Genomic DNA, 21002 nt, shown 5'->3' with positions numbered 1-21002 from the left:
CGGTATCAGACCGCCCTCATCAGCAGGGTCGCGGCGATGAGGACCGCCGCACCGCCGAACATCGAGACCGCGTACGACCGCGCGAAGCCGTTCTGGAGTTTGCGCATGCGTCCGGAGAGGCCGCCGACCGAGGCCGCCGTGCCGTTGACGACGCCGTCGACCAGGGTGTGGTCGACGTACACCAGGGACCGCGTGAGGTGCTCGCCGCCGCGGACCAGGACGATGTGGTTGAAGTCGTCCTGGAGGAGATCGCGCCGGGCGGCCCTGGTGAGCAGGGACCCGCGCGGGGCGACGACCGGGACGGGGCGGCGGCCGTACTGGACGTAGGCGGCGGCGACGCCGATCACCAGGACCACCATGGTCGCGAGGGTGACCGTCAGGGCGCTGACCGGGGCGTCGCCGTGGCTGTGTCCCGTGACGGGCTCCAGCCAGTGCACGAAGCGGTCGCCGATGCCGAAGAAGGCGCCGGCGAAGACCGATCCGAAGGCCAGCACGATCATCGGGATCGTCATGGACTTCGGGGACTCGTGCGGGTGCGGCTCCCCCGTCGCGGCGGCGGCATGACCGGAGGCGGCCTCGCCGCCGTGTGCGGCGGCGGGCTCGGCGCTCGGCGCCTCCGGGGAGCGGGTGGGCCGGTTCTTCCAGCGCTCCTCGCCGAAGAACGTCATCAGCATCACGCGCGTCATGTAGTACGCCGTGAGGGCCGCGCCCAGCAGCGCGCAGCCGCCGAGGATCCAGCCCTCGGTGCCGCCCTTGGCGAAGGCGGCCTCGATGATCTTGTCCTTGGAGAAGAAGCCGGACAGACCCGGGAAGCCGATGATGGCGAGGTATCCGAGGCCGAAGGTGATGAAGGTGACCGGCATGTACGTGCGCAGGCCGCCGTACTTGCGCATGTCGACCTCGTCGTTCATGCCGTGCATGACCGAACCGGCGCCGAGGAACAGACCGGCCTTGAAGAAGCCGTGCGTCACGAGGTGCATGATCGCGAAGACGTAGCCGATGGGGCCGAGGCCGGCGGCCAGCACCATGTAGCCGATCTGCGACATGGTCGAGCCGGCCAGGGCCTTCTTGATGTCGTCCTTGGCGCAACCGACGATCGCACCGAACAGGAGCGTGACGGCACCCACGACGGTGACGACGAGCTGTGCGTCGGGCGCCAGGTTGAAGATCGCCGCGGAGCGGACGATCAGGTAGACGCCCGCGGTCACCATCGTGGCCGCGTGGATGAGGGCCGAGACGGGCGTCGGGCCCTCCATGGCGTCCCCGAGCCAGGACTGCAACGGCACCTGGGCGGACTTGCCGCAGGCCGCGAGCAGCAGCATCAGGGCGATCGCGGTGAGCCGGCCCTCGCTCGCGTCACCGGCGAGCCCGGCCTCCCCGTGCGTGCCCAGCAGGGGACCGAAGGCGAAGGTGCCGAAGGTGGTGAACATCAGCATGATGGCGATCGACAGGCCCACGTCACCGACGCGGTTGACCAGGAAGGCCTTCTTCGCGGCCGTGGCGGCGCTGGGCTTGTGCTGCCAGAAGCCGATCAGCAGGTAGGAGGCGAGACCGACGCCCTCCCAGCCGACGTACAGCAGCAGGTAGTTGTCGGCGAGGACGAGCAGGAGCATCGCCGCGAGGAACAGGTTCAGGTAGCCGAAGAAGCGGCGGCGGCGCTCGTCGTGCTCCATGTACCCGATCGAGTACAGGTGGATCAGCGAGCCGACGCCCGTGATCAGCAGGACGAACGTCATCGACAACTGGTCGACCCGGAAGGCGGCGTCCGCCTGGAAGCCCTCGACCGGGATCCAGCTGAACAGGTGTTGCGTGAGTGTCCGGTCGTCGGCGTCCTTGCCGAGCAGGTCGGCGAAGAGGACGAGGCCGATGACGAAGGAGACGGCCGCGAGCAGTGTGCCGAGCCAGTGGCCGACGGCGTCGAGCCGCCGGCCGCCGACCAGGAGGACGGCCGCTCCGAGCAGGGGCGCCGCGATCAGCAGCGCAATCAGGTTCTCCACGATTCTTCCGACCCCTTACAGCTTCATCAGGCTGGCGTCGTCGACCGAGGCCGAGTGGCGGGAGCGGAACAGCGACACGATGATCGCGAGGCCCACCACGACCTCCGCTGCGGCGACGACCATCGTGAAGAAGGCGATGATCTGGCCGTCGAGATTGCCGTGCATGCGGGAGAAGGCGACGAAGGCGAGGTTGCAGGCGTTGAGCATCAGCTCGATGCACATGAACACGACGATCGCGTTGCGCCTGATCAGGACGCCCGTGGCGCCGATCGTGAACAACAGGGCGGCGAGGTAGAGGTAGTTGACGGGGTTCACTTCGACGCCTCCTCGGCCCGCTTGAAGGTCGGCGGCTCGGTCGGGGTGCGTTCCAGACGCTCCTCGGCGCGCTGCTCGAGCGCCCTGAGGTCGTTGAGCGCCTCGGTGGACACGTCCCGGATCTGGCCTCGATCCCGCAGCGTCTTGCTGACGGTGAGTTCGGACGGCGTGCCGTCGGGCAGCAGGCCGGCGATGTCCACGGCGTTGTGCCGGGCGTACACCCCGGGCGCCGGCAGCGGCGGCAGGTGGACGCCCTCGCGGACGCGCTGTTCGGCCATCTCGCGTTGCGTCTTCGCCCGCTCGGTGCGCTCGCGGTGGGTGAGCACCATGGCGCCGACGGCTGCCGTGATGAGCAGCGCGCCGGTGATCTCGAAGGCGAAGACGTACTTGGTGAAGATGAGGGTTGCGAGGCCCTCCACATTGCCGCCCGCGTTGGCGTCGGCGAGACCGCCGAACTCGGTCAGGGAGGCGTTGCCGATGCCGGCGACCAGCAGGATGCCGAAGCCGAGACCGCAGACGAGGGCCAGCCAGCGCTGGCCCTTGATGGTCTCCTTCAGGGAGTCCGCGGCGGTGACGCCGACGAGCATCACCACGAACAGGAACAGCATCATGATCGCGCCGGTGTAGACGACGATCTGTACGACGCCCAGGAAGTAGGCGCCGTTGGCGAGGTAGAACACCGCCAGGATGATCATGGTGCCGGCGAGGCAGAGAGCGCTGTGCACGGCTCTGCGCATGAAGACGGTGCACAGGGCGCCGATCACCGCGACGGTGCCCAGCACCCAGAACTGGAACGCCTCGCCGGTGGAGGTGGAGTAGGCGGCGAGTTGTGCGCTCATCGGCCGATCACCTCCCCGGAGGCGGGCTCACCCTCGCCGAACGTGGACGCCGCCTCCTGCGGGACCTCGCCCGCGGAGAGGGCGACCTGCCGCTCGGTACCGGGCGCGGCCTCCGTCACCAGACCCCGGTAGTAGTCCTGTTCGTCCATGCCGGGGTAGATGGCGTGCGGACTGTCGACCATGCCCTCGTCCAGGCCGGCCAGCAGCTGCTCCTTGGTGTAGATCAGATTGGCGCGGCTGCTGTCGGCCAGCTCGAACTCGTTGGTCATCGTCAACGCGCGTGTGGGGCAGGCCTCGATGCACAGTCCGCACAGGATGCAGCGGGCGTAGTTGATCTGGTAGACGCGCCCGTACCGCTCGCCCGGCGAGTAGCGCTCCTCCTCGGTGTTGTCCGCTCCCTCGACGTAGATGGCGTCGGCGGGGCAGGCCCAGGCGCACAGCTCGCAGCCGACGCACTTCTCCAGGCCGTCCGGATGGCGGTTGAGCTGGTGCCGTCCGTGGAACCGCGGAGCGGTGGTCTTCTGCTGCTCGGGGTACTGCTCGGTGAGCCGCTTCTTGAACATGGCCTTGAAGGTCACGCCGAAGCCGGCCACCGGATTCTGGAAACCGGGTGTGGTCTCCTTGGGCTCCTCAGCCATCGGACGCCTCCTTTCCATCCAGAGATCCGTCACTGTGAGTATCGACCCCGCCACTGACAATCAGCTCCCGCTCCCGGCGCGACCGGCGCCTGGGCACCGGCGGCAGCTCCTGTCCGGGCAGCGGGGGCACGGGGAACCCGCCCTCCATCGGGTCGAATCCGGTGGGCTCGACGGGGGCACTCTCCTGCCTGCCGCGGTCGCGGAACATGTCCGCGATGAAGGAGAGCAGCAGCAGAACGAGGACGCCGCCGCCCACGTAGAGGGCGATGTCGGCGAAGTCGTAGTTCTCGTTGCGCAGGGTCCGCACGGTCGCGACGAGCATCAGCCAGACCACCGAGACCGGGATGAGGACCTTCCAGCCGAGCTTCATCAGCTGGTCGTAGCGGACCCGGGGCAGCGTGCCGCGCAGCCAGATGAAGAAGAACAGCAGCAGCTGCACCTTGACGACGAACCAGAGCATCGGCCACCAGCCGTGGTTCGCCCCCTCCCAGAAGGTGCTGACCGGCCAGGGAGCCCGCCAGCCGCCGAGGAAGAGGGTGGTCGCCACGGCCGAGACCGTCACCATGTTCACGTACTCGGCGAGCATGAACATCGCGAACTTGATCGACGAGTACTCGGTGTTGAAGCCGCCGACCAGGTCGCCCTCGGACTCCGGCATGTCGAAGGGGGCGCGGTTGGTCTCGCCGACCATGGTGACGATGTAGAGGATGAAGGAGACCGGCAGCAGGAGGATGTACCAGCGGTCCTGCTGCTGCTCGACGATCGTCGACGTCGACATCGACCCGGAGTAGAGGAACACCGAGGCGAAGGCGGCGCCCATGGCGATCTCGTACGAGATCATCTGCGCGCAGGAACGCAGACCGCCCAGCAGCGGATAGGTGGATCCGGAACTCCAGCCCGCCAGGACGATGCCGTAGATGCCGATCGAGGCGACCGCGAGGATGTAGAGCATCGCGATCGGCAGGTCGGTGAGCTGCATCGTGGTGCGCTGGCCGAAGATCGAGATCTCGTTGCCGGCCGGGCCGAAGGGGATCACCGCGATCGCCATGAAGGCCGGGATGGCCGCGACGACCGGTGCGAGGACGTACACCACCTTGTCGGCGCGTTTGACGACGAGGTCTTCCTTGAGCATCAGTTTGATGCCGTCGGCGAGCGACTGGAGCATGCCCCAGGGGCCGTGCCGGTTGGGGCCGATGCGCAGCTGCATCCAGGCGACGACCTTGCGCTCCCAGACAATGGAGAACAGCACGGTCAGCATCAGGAAGGCGAAGCAGAACACCGCCTTGATCACGACCAGCCACCAGGGGTCGCGGCCGAACATCGAGAGGTCTTCAGCTGCGAGGTACGGGCTCATGCCTCCACCTCCTTGGGGGCTTCGGCGGCGAGCGTCGCCGGGCCGATGCGGACGAGGGAGCCGGGCCGGGCCCCGGTGTCGGAGGCGACGCCCCCACCGGTGGAGTTCAGCGGGAGCCACACCACCCGGTCGGGCATCTCCGTGATCTCCACGGGCAGTTCCACCGTTCCGGCGCTGCCGGTCACGGCGAGTACGTCGCCGTCCTTGACGCCGGCTTCGGCGGCGGTGGCGGCGGACACGCGCGCGTGGGCGGCGTGCCGGGTCCCGGCGAGCGCCTCGTCGCCCTGCTGGAGGAGGCCCTGGTCGAGCAGCAGGCGGTGTCCGGCGAGCACGGCCTCACCGGCGGCGGGCCGCGGCAGGACGCCCGCGGTGTCCAGCGGTGCGGTGGCCCGCGGGCCGTCCCAGGCGCCGAGCCGGTCCAGCTCCGCGCGCGTGGTGCGCAGGTCCGGCAGGCCCAGATGGACGTCCATGGCGTCGGCGAGCATCTGGAGCACCCGCGCGTCGGACGGTGCCAGACGGCGCGTCATCTGCTCGGGCTTGAGCGCGGCCTCGAAGAAGCGCACCCGGCCCTCCCAGTTCAGGAAGGATCCCGGTTTCTCGGCGACCGCGGCGACGGGCAGTACGACGTCGGCGTGAGCGGTGACCTCGCCGGGCCGCAGCTCCAGCGACACCACGAAACCGGCCTCGGCGAGCGCCTCACGCGCGCGCGCCGGGTCGGGCAGGTCGGCGACCTCCACCCCGGCGACGAGCAGTGCCTGGAGCTCGCCGCGGGCGGCGGCCTCGATGATCTGCCCGGTGTCCCGGCCGTAGCGCAGCGGGAGTTCGCCGACGCCCCAGGCGGCCGCCACCTCCTCCCGCGCGCGCGGGTCGGTGGCCGGACGTCCGCCCGGCAGCAGCGACGGCAGCGCGCCCACCTCGATGGCGCCCCGCTCCCCCGCCCGACGCGGAATCCACACCAGGTCCGCCCCCGTGGCGGCGGCCGCCCGTACGACGGCGGTGAGACCGCCGGCGACGGCGGCGAGCCGCTCGCCGACGATGATCACGGCGCCCCCGGCGCGCAGCGCCTCGGCGGCCCTGCTCCCCGGTTCGTCCTCCAGGCCGACGCCGCTGGACAGGGCGTCCAGCCACTCCGTCTCGGTGCCCGGAGCGGCCGGCAGCAGCGTGCCGCCGGCCTTCTCCAGGCCTCGGGTGGCGTGCGTGGCCAGCGAGAACACCTTCTGCCCGTGCTTGCGCCAGGCCTTGCGCAGCCTCAGGAAGACGCCGGGCGCCTCCTCCTCGGACTCGAACCCGACCAGCAGGACGGCGGGCGCCTTCTCCAGCGTCGTGTACGTGATCCCGCTGCCGTCGAGGTCACGGCCGCGGCCCGCCACTCTCGACGCCAGGAAGTCGGCCTCCTCGCTGCTGTGCACCCGCGCGCGGAAGTCGATGTCGTTGGTGTCGAGCGCCACGCGCGCGAACTTGCTGTACGCGTAGGCGTCCTCGATGGTCAGACGGCCGCCGGTCAGGACGCCCGTCCTGCCGCGCGAGGCGAGCAGTCCCTGGGCGGCGATCTGCAACGCCTCCGGCCAGGAGGCGGGTTGGAGGTCGCCCTCGGCGTTGCGCACGAGCGGGGTGCCGAGCCGATCGCGCTGCTGCGCGTACCGGAACGCGAACCGCCCCTTGTCGCAGATCCACTCCTCGTTGACCTCGGGGTCGTCGGCGGCGAGCCGCCGCATGACCTTGCCGCGCCGGTGGTCCGTGCGCGTCGCGCAGCCGCCCGAGCAGTGCTCGCAGACGGACGGCGTGGAGATCAGGTCGAAGGGCCGCGAACGGAACCGGTAGGCCGCCGAGGTGAGCGCGCCCACCGGACAGATCTGGATGGTGTTGCCGGAGAAGTACGACTCGAAGGGGTCGCCCTCGCCGATGCCGACCTGCTGGAGCGCACCCCGCTCGATCAGTTCGATCATCGGGTCGCCGGCGACCTGGTTGGAGAACCGGGTGCACCGGGCGCACAGCACGCACCGCTCACGGTCGAGCAGTACCTGCGTCGAGATCGGGACGGGCTTCTCGTAGGTCCGCTTGCGGCCCTCGAAGCGGGATTCGGCGTTGCCGTGCGACATGGCCTGGTTCTGGAGGGGGCACTCGCCGCCCTTGTCGCACACCGGGCAGTCCAGCGGGTGGTTGATGAGGAGCAGCTCCATCACGCCGTGCTGGGCCTTCTCGGCCACCGGAGAGGTGAGCTGGGTCTTCACCACCATCCCGTCCGTGCACGTGATCGTGCAGGAGGCCATCGGCTTGCGCTGGCCCTCGACCTCGACGATGCACTGGCGGCAGGCGCCGGCCGGGTCTAGGAGAGGGTGGTCGCAAAAGCGCGGGATCTCGATGCCGAGCTGTTCGGCGGCCCGGATGACCAGGGTGCCCTTGGGCACGCTGATCTCCGCGCCGTCGATGGTCAGCGTCACGAGTTCTTCCGGCGGGAGAGCCGCCTCTCCGCCCCCGGAGGGAGCGCTGGTGGTCACCGTCATGCGTTCACCTCCGTGCGGTCGGCCCAGGCCGTCGACTTGGCCGGGTCGAAGGGGCAGCCGCGGCCCGTGATGTGCTCCTCGTACTCCTCGCGGAAGTGCTTGAGCGAGGAGAAGATCGGCGAGGCGGCACCGTCGCCGAGGGCGCAGAAGGACTTGCCGTTGATGTTGTCGGCGATGTCGTTGAGCTTGTCGAGGTCGGACATGGCGCCCTTGCCTGCCTCGATGTCCCGCAGCAGCTGCACCAGCCAGTAGGTGCCTTCACGGCAGGGTGTGCACTTGCCGCAGGACTCGTGGGCGTAGAACGCGGTCCAGCGGGTGACCGCTCGCACGACGCAGGTCGTCTCGTCGAAGCACTGGAGTGCCTTCGTGCCGAGCATGGAGCCCGCGGCACCCACTCCTTCGTAGTCGAGAGGGACGTCGAGGTGCTCGTCGGTGAACATCGGGGTCGAGGACCCGCCCGGTGTCCAGAACTTGAGGCGGTGGCCCGGTCGCATGCCGCCGCTCATCTCCAGGAGCTGACGGAGGGTGATGCCGAGGGGGGCCTCGTACTGGCCGGGACTGGCGACATGGCCGCTGAGCGAGTAGAGCGTGAAGCCCGGGGACTTCTCGCTGCCCATCGACCTGAACCATTCCTTCCCGTTCTGCAGAATGGCGGGAACCGACGCGATCGACTCGACGTTGTTCACCACAGTCGGGCACGCGTAGAGGCCCGCGACGGCAGGGAAAGGGGGACGCAGCCGCGGTTGGCCACGGCGGCCTTCGAGCGAGTCCAGCAGCGCGGTCTCCTCACCGCAGATGTACGCGCCGGCGCCGGCGTGCACGGTGAGTTCGAGGTCGAGTCCGCTGCCCAGGATGTTCTCGCCGAGGAAGCCCGCCGCGTAGGCCTCGCGCACGGCCTCGTGCAACCGCCGCAGAACCGGGACGACTTCACCCCGCAGATAGATGAAGGCATGAGACGACCTGATGGCATAGCACGCGATCACGATGCCCTCGATGAGGCTGTGCGGGTTCGCGAAGAGGAGCGGGATGTCCTTGCAGGTTCCCGGCTCCGACTCGTCGGCGTTGACGACCAGATAGTGCGGCTTTCCATCTCCCTGGGGAATGAACTGCCATTTCATTCCCGTGGGGAAACCCGCGCCACCGCGGCCGCGCAGACCGGATTCCTTCACGTACGCGATCAGGTCGTCCGGCGACATGGCGAGCGCCTTGCGGAGTCCCTCGTACCCCTCGTGCCTTCGGTAGACGTCCAGCGTCCAGGACCTGTCCTCGTCCCAGAAGGCCGACAGCACGGGCGCGAGCAGCTTCTCGGGGCCGGTGTCCTTCAGTTCGGCTGCCAAGGTCATCACTCCCCCTCCTCGGCGGTGGGCCCTGCCGGGTGGGCCGGGTCGGAGGCCGACGTGTCCTGCGGCGCGTCGTGCGAACTGAGGTGCTGCGACGGCGACGGGTCGTGCACGGTCCGGTCCTGCGGCGCGTCGTGCGGTCCGCCGTCGCGTGGATGGACCACGCGCGCCGGTGCGGTCTCTCCCTTCGCCAGGCGAAGACCGACCAGCGACGCCGGTCCCGCGCTGCCGCTCGCGTCGACGGCGCCCTCGCGCTCGTCGGGGAAGCCCGCCAGGATCCGGGCGGTCTCCTTGAAGGTGCACAGCGGCGCCCCACGCGTGGGTGAGACGGTACGGCCGACGCGCAGGTCGTCCACCAGGCGCTTCGCGCTCTGCACGGTCTGGTTGTCGAAGAACTCCCAGTTGACCATCACGACCGGCGCGTAGTCACAGGCCGCGTTGCACTCGATGTGCTCCAGGGTGACCTTGCCGTCGTCGGTGGTCTCGCCGTTGCCGACGCCGAGGTGGTCCTGGAGCGCCTCGAAGATGGCGTCCCCGCCCATCACCGCGCAGAGGGTGTTGGTGCAGACGCCCACCTGGTAGTCACCGCTCGGCCGGCGCCGGTACATGGTGTAGAAGGTGGCGACCGCGGTGACCTCGGCGGTGGTCAGGTCCAGTACGTCCGCGCAGAACCGCATCCCGGTGCGCGTGACATGTCCCTCCTCCGACTGCACGAGGTGGAGCAACGGCAGGAGCGCGGAGCGGGAGTCGGGGTAGCGGGAGATGATCTCGCGCGCGTCGGTCTCCAGCCGGGCTCGGACGTCGTCCGGGTAGGCGGGCGCGGGCAGCTCGGGCATGCCCAGGCTGACGCCCCGCTCGGAAGAAGAGGTGGTCACCGGTCGACGCCTCCCATCACGGGGTCGATGGACGCCACGGCGACGATCACGTCGGCGACCTGGCCGCCTTCGCACATCGCCGCCATGGCCTGAAGATTGGTGAAGGACGGATCGCGGAAGTGGACCCGGTAGGGGCGCGTGCCGCCGTCGGACACGGCGTGCACCCCGAGTTCGCCCTTGGGGGATTCGACGGCCGCGTACGCCTGCCCCGGCGGGACCCGGAAGCCCTCGGTGACCAGCTTGAAGTGGTGGATCAGGGCCTCCATGGAGGTGCCCATGATCTTCTTGATGTGGTCGAGGGAGTTGCCGAGACCGTCCGGGCCCAGGGCGAGCTGGGCGGGCCAGGCGATCTTCTTGTCGGGCACCATGACCGGGCCGGGCTGGAGCCGGTCCAGGCACTGCTCGACGATCCTGACCGACTGGCGCATCTCCTCCAGGCGGATCAGGAAGCGGCCGTAGGCGTCGCAGGAGTCGGCGGTCGGGACGTCGAAGTCGTACGTCTCGTAGTCGCAGTAGGGCTGGCTCTTGCGCAGGTCGTGCGGCAGGCCCGTGGCGCGCAGGATCGGGCCGGTGGCGCCGAGGGCCATGCAGCCGGCCAGGTCGAGGTAGCCGATGTCCTGCATGCGGGCCTTGAAGATGGGGTTCCCGGTGGCGAGCTTGTCGTACTCCGGGAGGTTCCTCTTCATCTTCTTCACGAACTCGCGGATCTGGTCCACCGCGCCGGGCGGGAGGTCCTGGGCGAGTCCACCGGGGCGGATGTACGCGTGGTTCATCCGCAGGCCGGTGATGAGTTCGTAGATGTCGAGAATCAGTTCACGATCACGGAATCCGTAGATCATGATCGTGGTGGCACCGAGTTCCATGCCACCGGTGGCGATGCACACCAGGTGCGAGGACATCCGGTTCAGCTCCATCAGGAGGACCCGGATGATCTTGGCTCGCTCGGTGATCTGGTCCTCGATGCCGAGGAGTTTCTCGACGGCGAGACAGTAGCCGGTCTCGTTGAAGAAGGACGTCAGGTAGTCCATGCGCGTCACGAAGGTGGTGCCCTGCGTCCACGTGCGGAACTCGAGGTTCTTCTCGATGCCGGTGTGCAGGTAGCCGATGCCGCAGCGGGCCTCGGTGACCGTCTCGCCGTCGATCTCCAGGATCAGGCGGAGCACACCGTGGGTGGAGGGGTGCTGGGGCCCCATGTTGACGACGATGCGTTCGTCGTCGGCGCGGGCCGCGGACTGCACGACCTCGTCCCAGTCGCCACCGGTGACCGTGTACACGGTGCCCTCGGTGGTCTCGCGTGCCGATGCCGTCGAGGAGGTGGCCCCGGAGGGACTCGATGAGGGGTGGTGGCCGGGCGACGGGTGGGGAGTGCTCACGAGTACGACCTCCGCTGGTCCGGAGCCGGGATCTGGGCGCCCTTGTACTCGACGGGGATGCCGCCGAGGGGGTAGTCCTTGCGCTGCGGGTGGCCCGGCCAGTCGTCCGGCATCATGATCCGCGTCAGGGCCGGGTGACCGTCGAAGACGATCCCGAAGAAGTCGTAGGTCTCGCGCTCGTGCCAGTCGTTGGTCGGATACACGGAGACCAGGGACGGGATGTGGCGGTCGGAGTCCGGGACGCTGACCTCGAGCCTGATCACCCTGGTGTGGGTGATCGAGCGCAGGTGGTAGACGGCGTGCAGTTCGCGGCCCTTGTCGTTCGGGTAGTGGACACCGCTCACGCCTGTGCAGAGTTCGAAGCGCAGGGCCGGGTCGTCGCGCAGGGTGCGGGCGACGCGGACCAGGTGTTCGCGTTCGATGTGGAAGGTGAGTTCGTCGCGGTCGACGACCGTCCTCTCGATCGCGTTCTCGGGGAGGAGCCCCTGCTCCTCCAGCGCGCCCTCGAGTTCGTCGGCGACCTCGTCGAACCAGCCGCCGTAGGGGCGGGCGGTCGCACCGGGCAGGCGTACCGAGCGGACCAGGCCGCCGTAACCGGAGGTGTCGCCACCGTTGTTGGCGCCGAACATGCCGCGCTGCACGCGGATCTCCTCGCCGCCCTGGCCGCGCTGGCCGGGGAGGTTGGAGGCGGAGAGGTCCTTGTCGGGGTTGGTTCCCTCGGCGCCCGCGCCGGTGCCGTTGGCGTCGCTCACCGCAGCAGCCCCTTCATCTCGATCATGGGCAGGGCCTTGAGCGCCGCTTCCTCCGCCTCGCGGGCCGCTTCCTCGGCGTTCACGCCCAGCTTGGAGTTCTGGATCTTGTGGTGGAGCTTGAGGATCGCGTCCATCAACATCTCGGGGCGCGGCGGGCAACCCGGGAGATAGATGTCGACGGGGACGATGTGGTCGACGCCCTGGACGATCGCGTAGTTGTTGAACATGCCGCCCGAGGAGGCGCACACCCCCATGGAGATCACCCACTTCGGGTTCGGCATCTGGTCGTAGACCTGCCGCAGCACCGGCGCCATCTTCTGGCTGACCCGGCCGGCCACGATCATCAGGTCCGCCTGGCGGGGCGAACCCCGGAAGACCTCCATGCCGAAGCGCGCCAGGTCGTAGCGGCCGGCGCCGGTGGTCATCATCTCGATGGCGCAGCAGGCGAGGCCGAACGTGGCGGGGAAGACCGACGCCTTGCGCACCCAGCCCGCGGCCTGCTCGACGGTGGTCAGCAGGAAACCGCTCGGCAGCTTTTCTTCGAGTCCCATGACTTAAAGGCCCCTCAGTCCCATTCCAGGCCGCCGCGTCGCCACACGTAGGCGTAGGCGACGAAGACGGTGAGCACGAAGAGCAACATCTCCACGAGCCCGAAAACCCCGAGGGCGTCGAAGGTGACGGCCCAGGGGTAGAGGAAGACGATCTCGATGTCGAAGACGATGAAGAGCATCGCCGTCAGGTAGTACTTGATGGGGAAGCGCCCGCCGCCGGCCGGCGTGGGGGTCGGCTCGATACCGCACTCATAGGCCTCGAGCTTGGCGCGGTTGTACCGCTTCGGCCCGATCAGCGTGGCCATGACCACGGAGAAGATCGCAAAGCCTGCCCCGAGGGCTCCCAGTACGAGGATGGGCGCATACGCGTTCACCGCTCCTCGCTCCTCTCAGTCGGCACTGACTGCTGGCGATGTCGGGGACTCGCAATCCGCCTCACCGGCTCCGCGGCCCTCGCCGTCCTGACGAAGATCGCGAACATGTGAAGCAGGTCACAAGCCCAACTGCCTCGCATCCTATGCCTGCCGCTCTGTGATCTGCGACACGGGGTATTGCACAAGCTTTGTGATCTCCACCACCTGACGAAGGATCATGAAGTCATATCAGCAGTGATCTTCGTACGCGAAGCGTCAGAGTGATCACAAGAAGTGACATTTTCGCTCGTCACCGCAGGTCGCGAGGGGCGTCTCTATATCAAGAGGGTTCTGCTGCATGCAAATTGGCATGGGGCGGGGTGTCTTGATAGAGGGCGCGTTCACACATCAGAGGGAGTCGCGGGGACCGGTGTGGACGCGTGCGCGCGTTCACGAGCGGAACCGGTCGTGCCGCACGCGGCGGACGCGGGCTCTCCGTTAATCGTTCCGTGACCTCCGCCACACTCGCGGGTGGCGCCCGAGAGCCGGGCTTGGCCAACGATCTCCACCAGTGGTAGGCGCGGAGCAATCCGGACGTAACGACGAAAGCCCATGATCACAGGCATGATCGCCCGAGTCCGCTTTGTCCGTTACGGCGTCAGTGAAGAGCGCTGCGGCAGGTGTTCGGGGTCCCCATTGAGTAATTGTGGCGCAGCACACGTTTCTTGAAGGTATGGAGGAGCCCCTGATACCGCTTGTACCCATGTCCCACACCGCTCACATACGCAGCCACCGGAAACCCCGCCGCAGCGCGTCGACGATCGCGATGCGCGCCGGAGTCGCCAGTGGTGTTCTCGGCTCGCTGGCCGTGGCCGCCGCGGCCGGATCGGCCAACGCCGCCGAGCCGGTGACGCAGACGCTCGAACTGCCCGTCCTGACGGGCGACGTGGCCGCACAGGTCGCACAGTCCGCGAACGCCACGCAGCAGGCCGCCGCGAACTACCAGCTCGAGGCGGAGCGCGACGCGGCCGCCGCCGCGGCCGCCAAGGAGGCCAAGAAGGACCTCGACGCCGCCAAGAAGGCCGAGGCGAAGAAGAAGAAGGCCGAGGAGGCCCGCAAGGCTGCCGCTGAGGCCGCCGTGTCCCGTTCCTCGGAGCGGACCACCCTGTCCACCTCGACGACCGTCTCCGCTCCGGCCAGCGGCAGCGTCGCGACGGTCATCTCCTTCCTCCGGGCACAGGTGGGCGACGCGTACGTCATGGGCGCCACCGGCCCCAACGCCTGGGACTGTTCGAGCCTGGTGCAGGCCGCGTTCCGTGAGGTCGGTGTGGACCTCCCGCGCGTCTCGCAGGACCAGTCGATGTTCGGCACGGACGTGTCGCTGTCCGACCTTCAGGTCGGCGACATCCTGTACTGGGGCGGGAAGGGTTCCGCGTACCACGTGGGCGTCTACATCGGGGGCGGCCAGTACCTCGACGCGGCCAACCCGTCCAAGGGCGTGGTGATCCAGGATCTGTCCGGTTACCCGGCGTCGGGTGCGGTGCGCGTGCTCTGACACGCGCCGGTCCGCACGCACGGACCCATCCGGAAGGGCCGCAGCCGCTCGGGGGCTGCGGCCCTTCGGGCTCTCTCACCCGGCCGCTCCGGCGGGCGAGGCAGCGCGCGAAGAAGCCCCCGCCCCCTCGACCGCGCGAAGGCCCCCCGCCCCCTCGATCACGTGAAGCACCGAACGTCCTCGATCACACGAAGGACCCCGTGCCGTCGTTGACGAACGAGGTGTCCGGCACGCCGGGAACCGGTATGGTCCGGCGGGCGTGGACGGACAGTCGCAGATCGGCCCCGTGGTTCGCCGCGAGGCCGGCTCCCGGACCGCCGGCTCTCGATGTCTTCGAGCAGCCGCCTGCGGGCCGCGTCGACCGGCTCCGGCGCCGGACCCCTGAGGAGTCGCTCCGGCTCTCCCGGCGGGGGCAGAAGGAGCCGCGGCAGGTGGCGGACCGACGGGAGGAGGTCCCCGCCCGCCGGGCCGCCGGGCGGCGGACGCTCACCGCCTGATCACACCGCCACCGGCCGTACGGCCGCCCGGGACCGCGCCGGTGCCGCCCGGTGCGCGTCGGTGGCTCCGCCGCGGGCGCACGGCCCGCACAGCCCCGCCACGCCGTCGCCGCACCCGCCCGGTCAGGCCTTCGGAGCGACCTTGCTCAGACCGTTGATGATGCGGTCCATGGCGTCGCCGCCGGTGGGGTCGGTGAGGTTGGCGAGCATCTTGAGCGTGAACTTCATCAGCAGCGGGTGCGTCAGGCCGCGCTGGGCCGCGATCTTCATGACCTTCGGGTTGCCGATGAGCTTCACGAAGGCGCGGCCCAGTGTGTAGTAGCCGCCGTAGGTGTCCTTGAGGACGCGGGGGTAGCGCTGGAGCGCGAGTTCGCGGCCCGAAGGCGTCGAGCGGGCGTGGGCCTGGACGATGACGTCGGCGGCGAGCTGGCCGGACTCCATGGCGTAGGCGATGCCCTCGCCGTTGAAGGGGTTCACCAGGCCGCCGGCGTCGCCGACGAGCAGCAGGCCGCGGGTGTAGTGCGGCTGGCGGTTGAAGGCCATCGGCAGTGCGGCGCCGCGGATGGGGCCGGTCATGTTGTCCGGCGTGTAGCCCCAGTCCTGCGGCATGGAGGCGCACCAGGCCTTCAGGACCTCGCGCCAGTCCAGTTCCTTGAAGGAGTCGGAGGTGTTGAGGACGCCCAGGCCGACGTTGGAGGTGCCGTCGCCCATGCCGAAGATCCAGCCGTAGCCCGGCAGCAGACGGTCCTCGCCCGGCCCTCGCCGGTCCCAGAGTTCGAGCCAGGACTCGAGGTAGTCGTCCTCGTGGCGGGGGCTGGTGAAGTAGGTGCGCACCGCGACGCCCATCGGGCGGTCCTCGCGGCGGTGCAGGCCCATCGCCAGGGAGAGGCGGGTGGAGTTGCCGTCGGCGGCGACGACGAGCGGGGCGCGGAAGGTGACCTCGCGCTTCTCCTCGCCGAGCTTGGCGTGCACGCCGGTGATCCGGCCGGTGCGGTCGTCGACGATGGGCGCGCCGACGTTGCAGCGCTCGTAGAGGCGGGCGCCCGCCTTCTGGGCCTGGCGGGCGAGCTGCTCGTCGAAGTCGTCCCGCTTGCGGACGAGGCCGTAGTCCGGGAAGGAGGCGAGATCCGGCCAGTCCAGCTGGAGGCGGACGCCGCCGCCGATGATGCGCAGCCCCTTGTTGCGCAGCCAGCCGGCCTCCTCGGAGATGTCGATCCCCATGGCGACGAGCTGCTTGACGGCGCGCGGGGTGAGGCCGTCGCCGCAGACCTTCTCGCGCGGGAATTCGGTCTTCTCCAGCAGGAGTACGTCGAGACCGGCCTTGGCGAGGTGGTACGCGGTCGTGGAGCCCGCTGGCCCCGCGCCGACCACGATCACGTCGGCGCTGTTTTCGGAGAGGGGCTCGGTCACGGCGGGTTCTCCCCAAGGTTCGGAACTACGTGCCGACCGGCACTGGACATGGGCAGTCTATTCGGGAGAATTGATCGACCTGCTGAAGGGCTGCCCCCGTGAACCGAGTTCCGCCCGTAGTACGGCTGCGCGTCCCCACGGACGAGGACGCGGTCGCGTGGCACCGGGTCTTCGACCATCCCGAGGTCATGGAGTTCCACGGCGGCCGTTCCGCGGGGCTCTCCGTCTACGAGGAGCTCACCGCCCGCCAGCGCCGGCACGACGCCGAGCGCGGATTCTGCCTGTGGACGATGCTCGACGAGTCGGGACGGGTCATCGGCTTCACCGGCGCCCAGCCCTGGGAGCGGGAGTGGGGCCCGACCGGTGAGATCGAGATCGGCTGGCGGCTCGGCCGGGAGTACTGGGGCCGGGGGTACGTCACGGCGGCGGCGCGGATGACGCTGGAGCGGGTGCGGGACGCGGGGGTGCCGAGCGTGGTGGCCATGGTCGTCGCGCGCAACACCCGGTCCATCGCCGTCACCCAGCGGCTCGGCATGCGGCGCGCCGACGTGTTCACCACCCCTGGGTCGGGGCAGGAGGGGCACTGCTACCGGCTGGACCTGTAGAGGCCCCGACTCCCCTTTCGTGACCTTCAGTAGTGGATCGTCACGGAAGATACCGAGAGCTGCCCGACGGCACCCCCCCCCCCGGCGGTTGCGCTGCCGGTACCGCTGGGGGTGACATCCGTGCGCATACGACCCACACCACCCGAGGTGCGCGTACCGAGGCTCGTCGGCCTGATGGCCAGGGACGCGCGCGAAGCGGCCACCGCGCGGGGAGTGCTGCTGGCCGCGCCCGACCGGCCCGACTTCCACCGCACCGTCGTCGACCACGTCGTACGGCAGTGCCCGCCGCCCGGTGCCGAGGTGCCGCGCGGGGCCGTCGTCACCGTGTGGTTCGACTTCGCCGACGGGGAGGGCGGCGGAGGCGCGGGCGTCCGCGAGCCGCGGCTGCCGGCGCCGGGCAGCTGCGGGATGCGGCGCGAAACGCACGCGCCGGAAGACCTCTTCGAGCCCGGTCCCCAGGTAGCCGCGGGCGGGGAGCGCCCGGCCGTCGGGTGGCTCAGTCGACTTTGAAGCCCCGGTGCAGGGTGACCACGCCGCCGGTGAGGTTGCGCCAGGCGACCTTGGACCAGCCGGCCCCGCGCAGGTGCTCGGCGAGGGCCGGCTGGTCCGGCCAGGCGCGGATGGACTCGGCGAGATAGACGTACGCGTCGGGATTCGAGGACACCGCGCGGGCGACCGGGGGCAGCGCCCGCATCAGGTACTCGGTGTAGACCTGACGGAACGGCGCCCAGGTCGGGTGCGAGAACTCGCAGATCACGACGCGTCCGCCGGGCCGCGTGACCCGGTACATCTCCCGCAGGGCCGCGTCGAAGTCCTGCACGTTGCGCAGCCCGAAGGAGATGGTGACGGCGTCGAAGGTGTCGTCCTTGAAAGGCAGCTTCGTCGCGTCGCCCGCGGTGAGCGGCAGCCAGGGATGCTTCTGCTTGCCGACCTGGAGCATGCCGAGGGAGAAGTCGCAGGGGACGACGTAGGCGCCGGTGCGGGCGAAGGGCATCGAGGAGGTGGCCGTGCCCGCGGCCAGGTCGAGGACCTTCTGCGCGGGACGGGCGTCGACCGCGCGCGCGACCTCCTTGCGCCATCTGCGGTCCTGGCCGAGCGAGAGGACGTCGTTGGTGAGGTCGTACCGCTCCGCCACGCGGTCGAACATGGAGGCGACTTCGCGGGGCTGCTTGTTCAGGGAAGCACGGGTCACCCGCCCATTGTGGCAGCAGGGGGTCGGCCGTCATGGCAGCAGCCTCGACGCGATGACCCATTGCAGTGGGGTGGAGCAGAGTCCGCCGGCGTTCGCGGAGGTCTTCTCCGCCTGGCGAGGGCTGAGGCACCCCGCAGGCCGGCGCCGCCGGACGCAGCCGACCGGTCACCACATGACCGGTCACCACATGACCGGTCACCGTCCTCTGGACACCCGGCAGGCCCCTGGACACCCGGCAGGTCACGCCGCGGCGGCAGCCGACCGGTCACCGCACGGCCGATCACCGCCGTCGGTGCACCAGTCGCCCCGCACACACCGTGGCGACGCACGTGCCGTTCTCGTCGAAGACGGCGAGGTCGGCGCGGCCGTTCTCGACGATCGCGGTGGGCCGGACCCGCGACAGCACCACGACGTCGTTGCGCTCGGCGGCGGACCGGAGTTCGGGTGAGCCGGCGTGCTCGGCGAGGACGGCCACCGCGCCGAGCTTCAGCACCGCGTGGATCCGCTCGCGCGGGCTCGGGGCGTCCGGCAGGGGACCGTCGTGGATGTGCGCGGGACCGAGCACACCGGGCCAGTGCCGGACCCGCGCGCCGGGGAACCGCGCCTCCAGCTCCGCGAGGGGCCCCACACCCGCCACCCGGATCCCCTGGACGGCGACGGCACCGCCCCCGACCGGCGCCGGGTCGTCGTCCCAGACGTGGCGGACCTCGTCCGCCGCGTGGATCGTCAGCACGGGCGGGTCAGTTGGAGGCCAGCAGCTTCAGCTCGGGGTGCGCGGTGCCGCCCTCGATCGCGGTGGAGGAGATGTGCGAGACGACCCTCTCGTCGACGGGGTCGTTCGCCGGGTCGTCGTGCACGACGAGGTGCTCGTACGTCGTCGCGCGCTGCGCCGGGACGCGGCCCGCCTTGCGGATCAGGTCGATGATCTCCAGGCGGTTGGAGCGGTGCTTGGCACCGGCGGAGGAGACGACGTTCTCCTCCAGCATGATCGAGCCGAGGTCGTCCGCGCCGTAGTGCAGCGACAGCTGGCCGACCTCCTTGCCCGTGGTCAGCCAGGAGCCCTGGATGTGACGGACGTTGTCGAGGAAGAGGCGGGCGATCGCGATCATCCGCAGGTACTCGAAGAGGGTCGCCTGGGTGCGGCCCTTCAGGTGGTTGTTCTCGGGCTGGTAGGTGTACGGGATGAAGGCGCGGAAGCCGCCCGTCCGGTCCTGTACGTCACGGATCATCCGCAGGTGCTCGATGCGCTCGGCGTTGGTCTCCCCGGTGCCCATCAGCATGGTCGACGTGGACTCCACGCCGAGGTTGTGCGCGGTCTCCATGATCTCCAGCCAGCGCTCGCCGGACTCCTTCAGCGGGGCGATCGCCTTGCGCGGGCGGGCGGGGAGCAGCTCGGCGCCGGCACCGGCGAAGGAGTCGAGACCCGCGGCGTGGATGCGCTGGATCGCCTCCTCGACGGACACCTTCGAGATCCGCGCCATGTGCTCGACCTCACTCGCCCCCAGGCTGTGGATGACGAGCTGCGGGAACTCCCTCTTGATGGCGGAGAAGTGCTTCTCGTAGTACTCGACGCCGTAGTCCGGGTGGTGTCCGCCCTGGAACATGATCTGGGTGCCGCCGAGTTCGACGGTCTCCGCGCACCGGCGCAGGATGTCGTCCAGGTCGCGGGTCCAGCCCTTGGCCGTGTCCTTCGGCGCCGCGTAGAAGGCGCAGAACTTGCACGCCGTGACGCACACGTTCGTGTAGTTGATGTTCCGCTCGATGATGTACGTCGCGATGTGCTCGATGCCGGCGTACTGGCGGCGGCGTACGGCGTCGGCGGCGGAGCCCAGCGCGTGCAGGGGCGCGTCACGGTAGAGGTCGAGCGCTTCCTCGGGGGTGATCCGCCCACCCTCGGCGGCACGGTCGAGGACGGACTGAAGGTCGGCCTTCTCGGTCACCGGAGCGTCCCTTTCGTCAAGGGTTGTGGACGGACCCGGCCAGCCTACGCCAGCGCCTTCGACCGGCTCACCTCAGGCCGCGTACGCCCCCATCAGCACACCGGCGTACACACCGGCGATCAGGAACGGCCCGAACGGGATCGCCGTCCTGCGCCCGGCCCGGCCTGCGAGCAGGAGCACGCCGCCGTACAGCGCGCCGAACAGGAACCCGGCGAAGGTCCCCAGCATGACCGTCGCCCAGCCGTACCAGCCGAGGACCGCGCCCGCGCCGAGGGCGAGCTTCACGTCACCGAAGCCCATGCCGCCCGGATTGATGAGGTGCAGCACGAGGTAGCCGGCGCCGAGCGCGAGGGACCCCAGCAGGGCCGTCGTCCAGTCACCGGCGTGCTCGGGCAGCAGCGCGGCCACGCCGAGCAGGGCGAGGGCGGCGGCCGCGAGGGGCAGGGTCAGGGGGTCGGGCAGCCGCCTCACCCGCAGATCGACGGCCGCGAGCAGCACGCCGACGGGCGCCAACGCCAGCCATACGGCCAACTCGGGCCGGATCCCGGTGGCGAGCGCGAGGCCGGCGCACAGGAGCGCGGTGACGAGGGAGAGACGCGGGGCGCCGGGGCCGTACGGCGAATCGGGGCACCGCGGACAGCGGGCGGGACCGAGCCAGCCGCGCAGCGGGTGCCCGGCGGGGCAGGCCCGATGCCAACCCGGTTCGACGGCTCCGGACCCCTCCCCCTCTCCCTCCTCCAGTTCCAGTTCCAGTTCCAGTTCCACCGAGAACCGGTACGCCGCCCGGGGCAGCACCGCTCCCGTCGCCGCGCCCCACACCACGGCGAGGGCGGTCAGCAGGGCGTCGATCGATGCGACGGTCAAGAACTCCGCCTCTCCTGGTTCGTCATCCGAGGTGCCGGCCAGGGCGCG

The 21002-nt window shown here is 69.9% G+C and carries 20 protein-coding genes; 3 read left to right on the top strand and 17 right to left on the bottom strand.

Annotated elements, in window-relative coordinates:
• Positions 1-5 precede the first annotated feature (5 nt).
• Genes nuoL through ACZ5Y0_RS28835 form a run of 12 tightly spaced genes read right to left on the bottom strand, consistent with a single transcriptional unit; the run spans position 6 to position 12912 of the window.
• The gene (nuoL, locus tag ACZ5Y0_RS28890) at positions 6-1997 is read right to left on the bottom strand and encodes an NADH-quinone oxidoreductase subunit L (RefSeq protein WP_469131620.1); all 1992 of its coding nucleotides are present in this window, start codon (positions 1995-1997) and stop codon (positions 6-8) included.
• A gap of 15 nt (positions 1998-2012) precedes the next feature.
• Positions 2013-2312, bottom strand: coding sequence for an NADH-quinone oxidoreductase subunit NuoK (gene nuoK, locus ACZ5Y0_RS28885; protein ID WP_003974374.1), 300 nt, complete (start codon positions 2310-2312; stop codon positions 2013-2015).
• A complete protein-coding gene (locus tag ACZ5Y0_RS28880; RefSeq protein WP_469131619.1) occupies positions 2309-3151 on the bottom strand; it encodes an NADH-quinone oxidoreductase subunit J in 843 nt (280 codons plus the stop codon). The genes nuoK and ACZ5Y0_RS28880 overlap by 4 nt, the downstream gene beginning before the upstream one ends.
• Positions 3148-3789 (bottom strand): NADH-quinone oxidoreductase subunit NuoI, encoded by a 642-nt coding sequence (gene nuoI, locus ACZ5Y0_RS28875; RefSeq protein ID WP_469131618.1) that lies wholly within the window; start codon positions 3787-3789, stop codon positions 3148-3150. Before nuoI ends, ACZ5Y0_RS28880 begins: the two co-directional genes overlap by 4 nt.
• Complete coding sequence (gene nuoH / locus ACZ5Y0_RS28870) at positions 3782-5143, bottom strand: NADH-quinone oxidoreductase subunit NuoH (protein ID WP_469131617.1); 1362 nt, start codon at positions 5141-5143, stop codon at positions 3782-3784. Before nuoH ends, nuoI begins: the two co-directional genes overlap by 8 nt.
• Positions 5140-7647, bottom strand: a complete 2508-nt coding sequence (locus tag ACZ5Y0_RS28865; RefSeq protein ID WP_469131616.1) for an NADH-quinone oxidoreductase subunit G — start codon at positions 7645-7647, stop codon at positions 5140-5142. The genes nuoH and ACZ5Y0_RS28865 overlap by 4 nt, the downstream gene beginning before the upstream one ends.
• A complete protein-coding gene (gene nuoF / locus ACZ5Y0_RS28860) occupies positions 7644-8993 on the bottom strand; it encodes an NADH-quinone oxidoreductase subunit NuoF (protein ID WP_469131615.1) in 1350 nt (449 codons plus the stop codon). The genes ACZ5Y0_RS28865 and nuoF overlap by 4 nt, the downstream gene beginning before the upstream one ends.
• Positions 8990-9862: an NADH-quinone oxidoreductase subunit NuoE gene (gene nuoE / locus ACZ5Y0_RS28855; protein WP_469131614.1), complete on the bottom strand. Its 873-nt coding sequence runs from the start codon at positions 9860-9862 to the stop codon at positions 8990-8992. Before nuoE ends, nuoF begins: the two co-directional genes overlap by 4 nt.
• Positions 9859-11235, bottom strand: coding sequence for an NADH-quinone oxidoreductase subunit D (locus ACZ5Y0_RS28850; protein WP_469131613.1), 1377 nt, complete (start codon positions 11233-11235; stop codon positions 9859-9861). Before ACZ5Y0_RS28850 ends, nuoE begins: the two co-directional genes overlap by 4 nt.
• Positions 11232-11987 carry an NADH-quinone oxidoreductase subunit C gene (locus ACZ5Y0_RS28845; RefSeq protein WP_469131612.1) on the bottom strand — a complete coding sequence of 252 codons (756 nt, stop codon included), beginning with the start codon at positions 11985-11987 and terminating at the stop codon, positions 11232-11234. Before ACZ5Y0_RS28845 ends, ACZ5Y0_RS28850 begins: the two co-directional genes overlap by 4 nt.
• On the bottom strand, positions 11984-12538 hold the full coding sequence (locus ACZ5Y0_RS28840) for a NuoB/complex I 20 kDa subunit family protein (protein WP_057602796.1): 555 nt from the start codon (positions 12536-12538) through the stop codon (positions 11984-11986). The genes ACZ5Y0_RS28845 and ACZ5Y0_RS28840 overlap by 4 nt, the downstream gene beginning before the upstream one ends.
• Positions 12539-12552: 14 nt before the next feature.
• On the bottom strand, positions 12553-12912 hold the full coding sequence (locus ACZ5Y0_RS28835; protein ID WP_007383963.1) for an NADH-quinone oxidoreductase subunit A: 360 nt from the start codon (positions 12910-12912) through the stop codon (positions 12553-12555).
• A 712-nt stretch (positions 12913-13624) separates the two neighbouring features.
• Between ACZ5Y0_RS28835 and ACZ5Y0_RS28830 the strand changes: the two genes are divergently transcribed.
• Positions 13625-14446, top strand: coding sequence for a C40 family peptidase (locus tag ACZ5Y0_RS28830; protein WP_469131611.1), 822 nt, complete (start codon positions 13625-13627; stop codon positions 14444-14446).
• Between the two features lie 620 nt (positions 14447-15066).
• On the opposite strand, the gene ACZ5Y0_RS28825 is transcribed toward ACZ5Y0_RS28830, so the two are convergent.
• Positions 15067-16353, bottom strand: coding sequence for a geranylgeranyl reductase family protein (locus tag ACZ5Y0_RS28825; RefSeq protein ID WP_469131610.1), 1287 nt, complete (start codon positions 16351-16353; stop codon positions 15067-15069).
• A 98-nt stretch (positions 16354-16451) separates the two neighbouring features.
• Between ACZ5Y0_RS28825 and ACZ5Y0_RS28820 the strand changes: the two genes are divergently transcribed.
• Entirely contained in the window at positions 16452-16958 is a 507-nt protein-coding gene (locus tag ACZ5Y0_RS28820; protein ID WP_469131609.1) for a GNAT family N-acetyltransferase, read from the top strand.
• 120 nt (positions 16959-17078) lie between these two features.
• Entirely contained in the window at positions 17079-17468 is a 390-nt protein-coding gene (locus ACZ5Y0_RS28815; protein ID WP_469131608.1) for a PASTA domain-containing protein, read from the top strand.
• On the opposite strand, the gene ACZ5Y0_RS28810 is transcribed toward ACZ5Y0_RS28815, so the two are convergent.
• From ACZ5Y0_RS28810 to ACZ5Y0_RS28795, 4 genes are all read right to left on the bottom strand, one after another.
• The gene (locus tag ACZ5Y0_RS28810; protein WP_469131607.1) at positions 17455-18150 is read right to left on the bottom strand and encodes a demethylmenaquinone methyltransferase; all 696 of its coding nucleotides are present in this window, start codon (positions 18148-18150) and stop codon (positions 17455-17457) included. The two genes, ACZ5Y0_RS28815 and ACZ5Y0_RS28810, sit on opposite strands and share 14 nt — an antisense overlap.
• Before the next feature lie 280 nt (positions 18151-18430).
• A complete protein-coding gene (locus tag ACZ5Y0_RS28805) occupies positions 18431-18883 on the bottom strand; it encodes an imidazolonepropionase-like domain-containing protein (protein ID WP_469131606.1) in 453 nt (150 codons plus the stop codon).
• Between the two features lie 7 nt (positions 18884-18890).
• Positions 18891-20090, bottom strand: coding sequence for a cyclic dehypoxanthinyl futalosine synthase (gene mqnC / locus ACZ5Y0_RS28800; RefSeq protein ID WP_469131605.1), 1200 nt, complete (start codon positions 20088-20090; stop codon positions 18891-18893).
• Between the two features lie 72 nt (positions 20091-20162).
• A complete protein-coding gene (locus tag ACZ5Y0_RS28795) occupies positions 20163-20954 on the bottom strand; it encodes a prepilin peptidase (RefSeq protein ID WP_469131604.1) in 792 nt (263 codons plus the stop codon).
• Positions 20955-21002 lie beyond the last annotated feature (48 nt).

Source organism: Streptomyces sp. NPDC033216, assembly GCF_055577115.1.
Note: the sequence above shows the minus strand (reverse complement) of the source record. Positions and strands in the feature narration are given on the sequence as shown.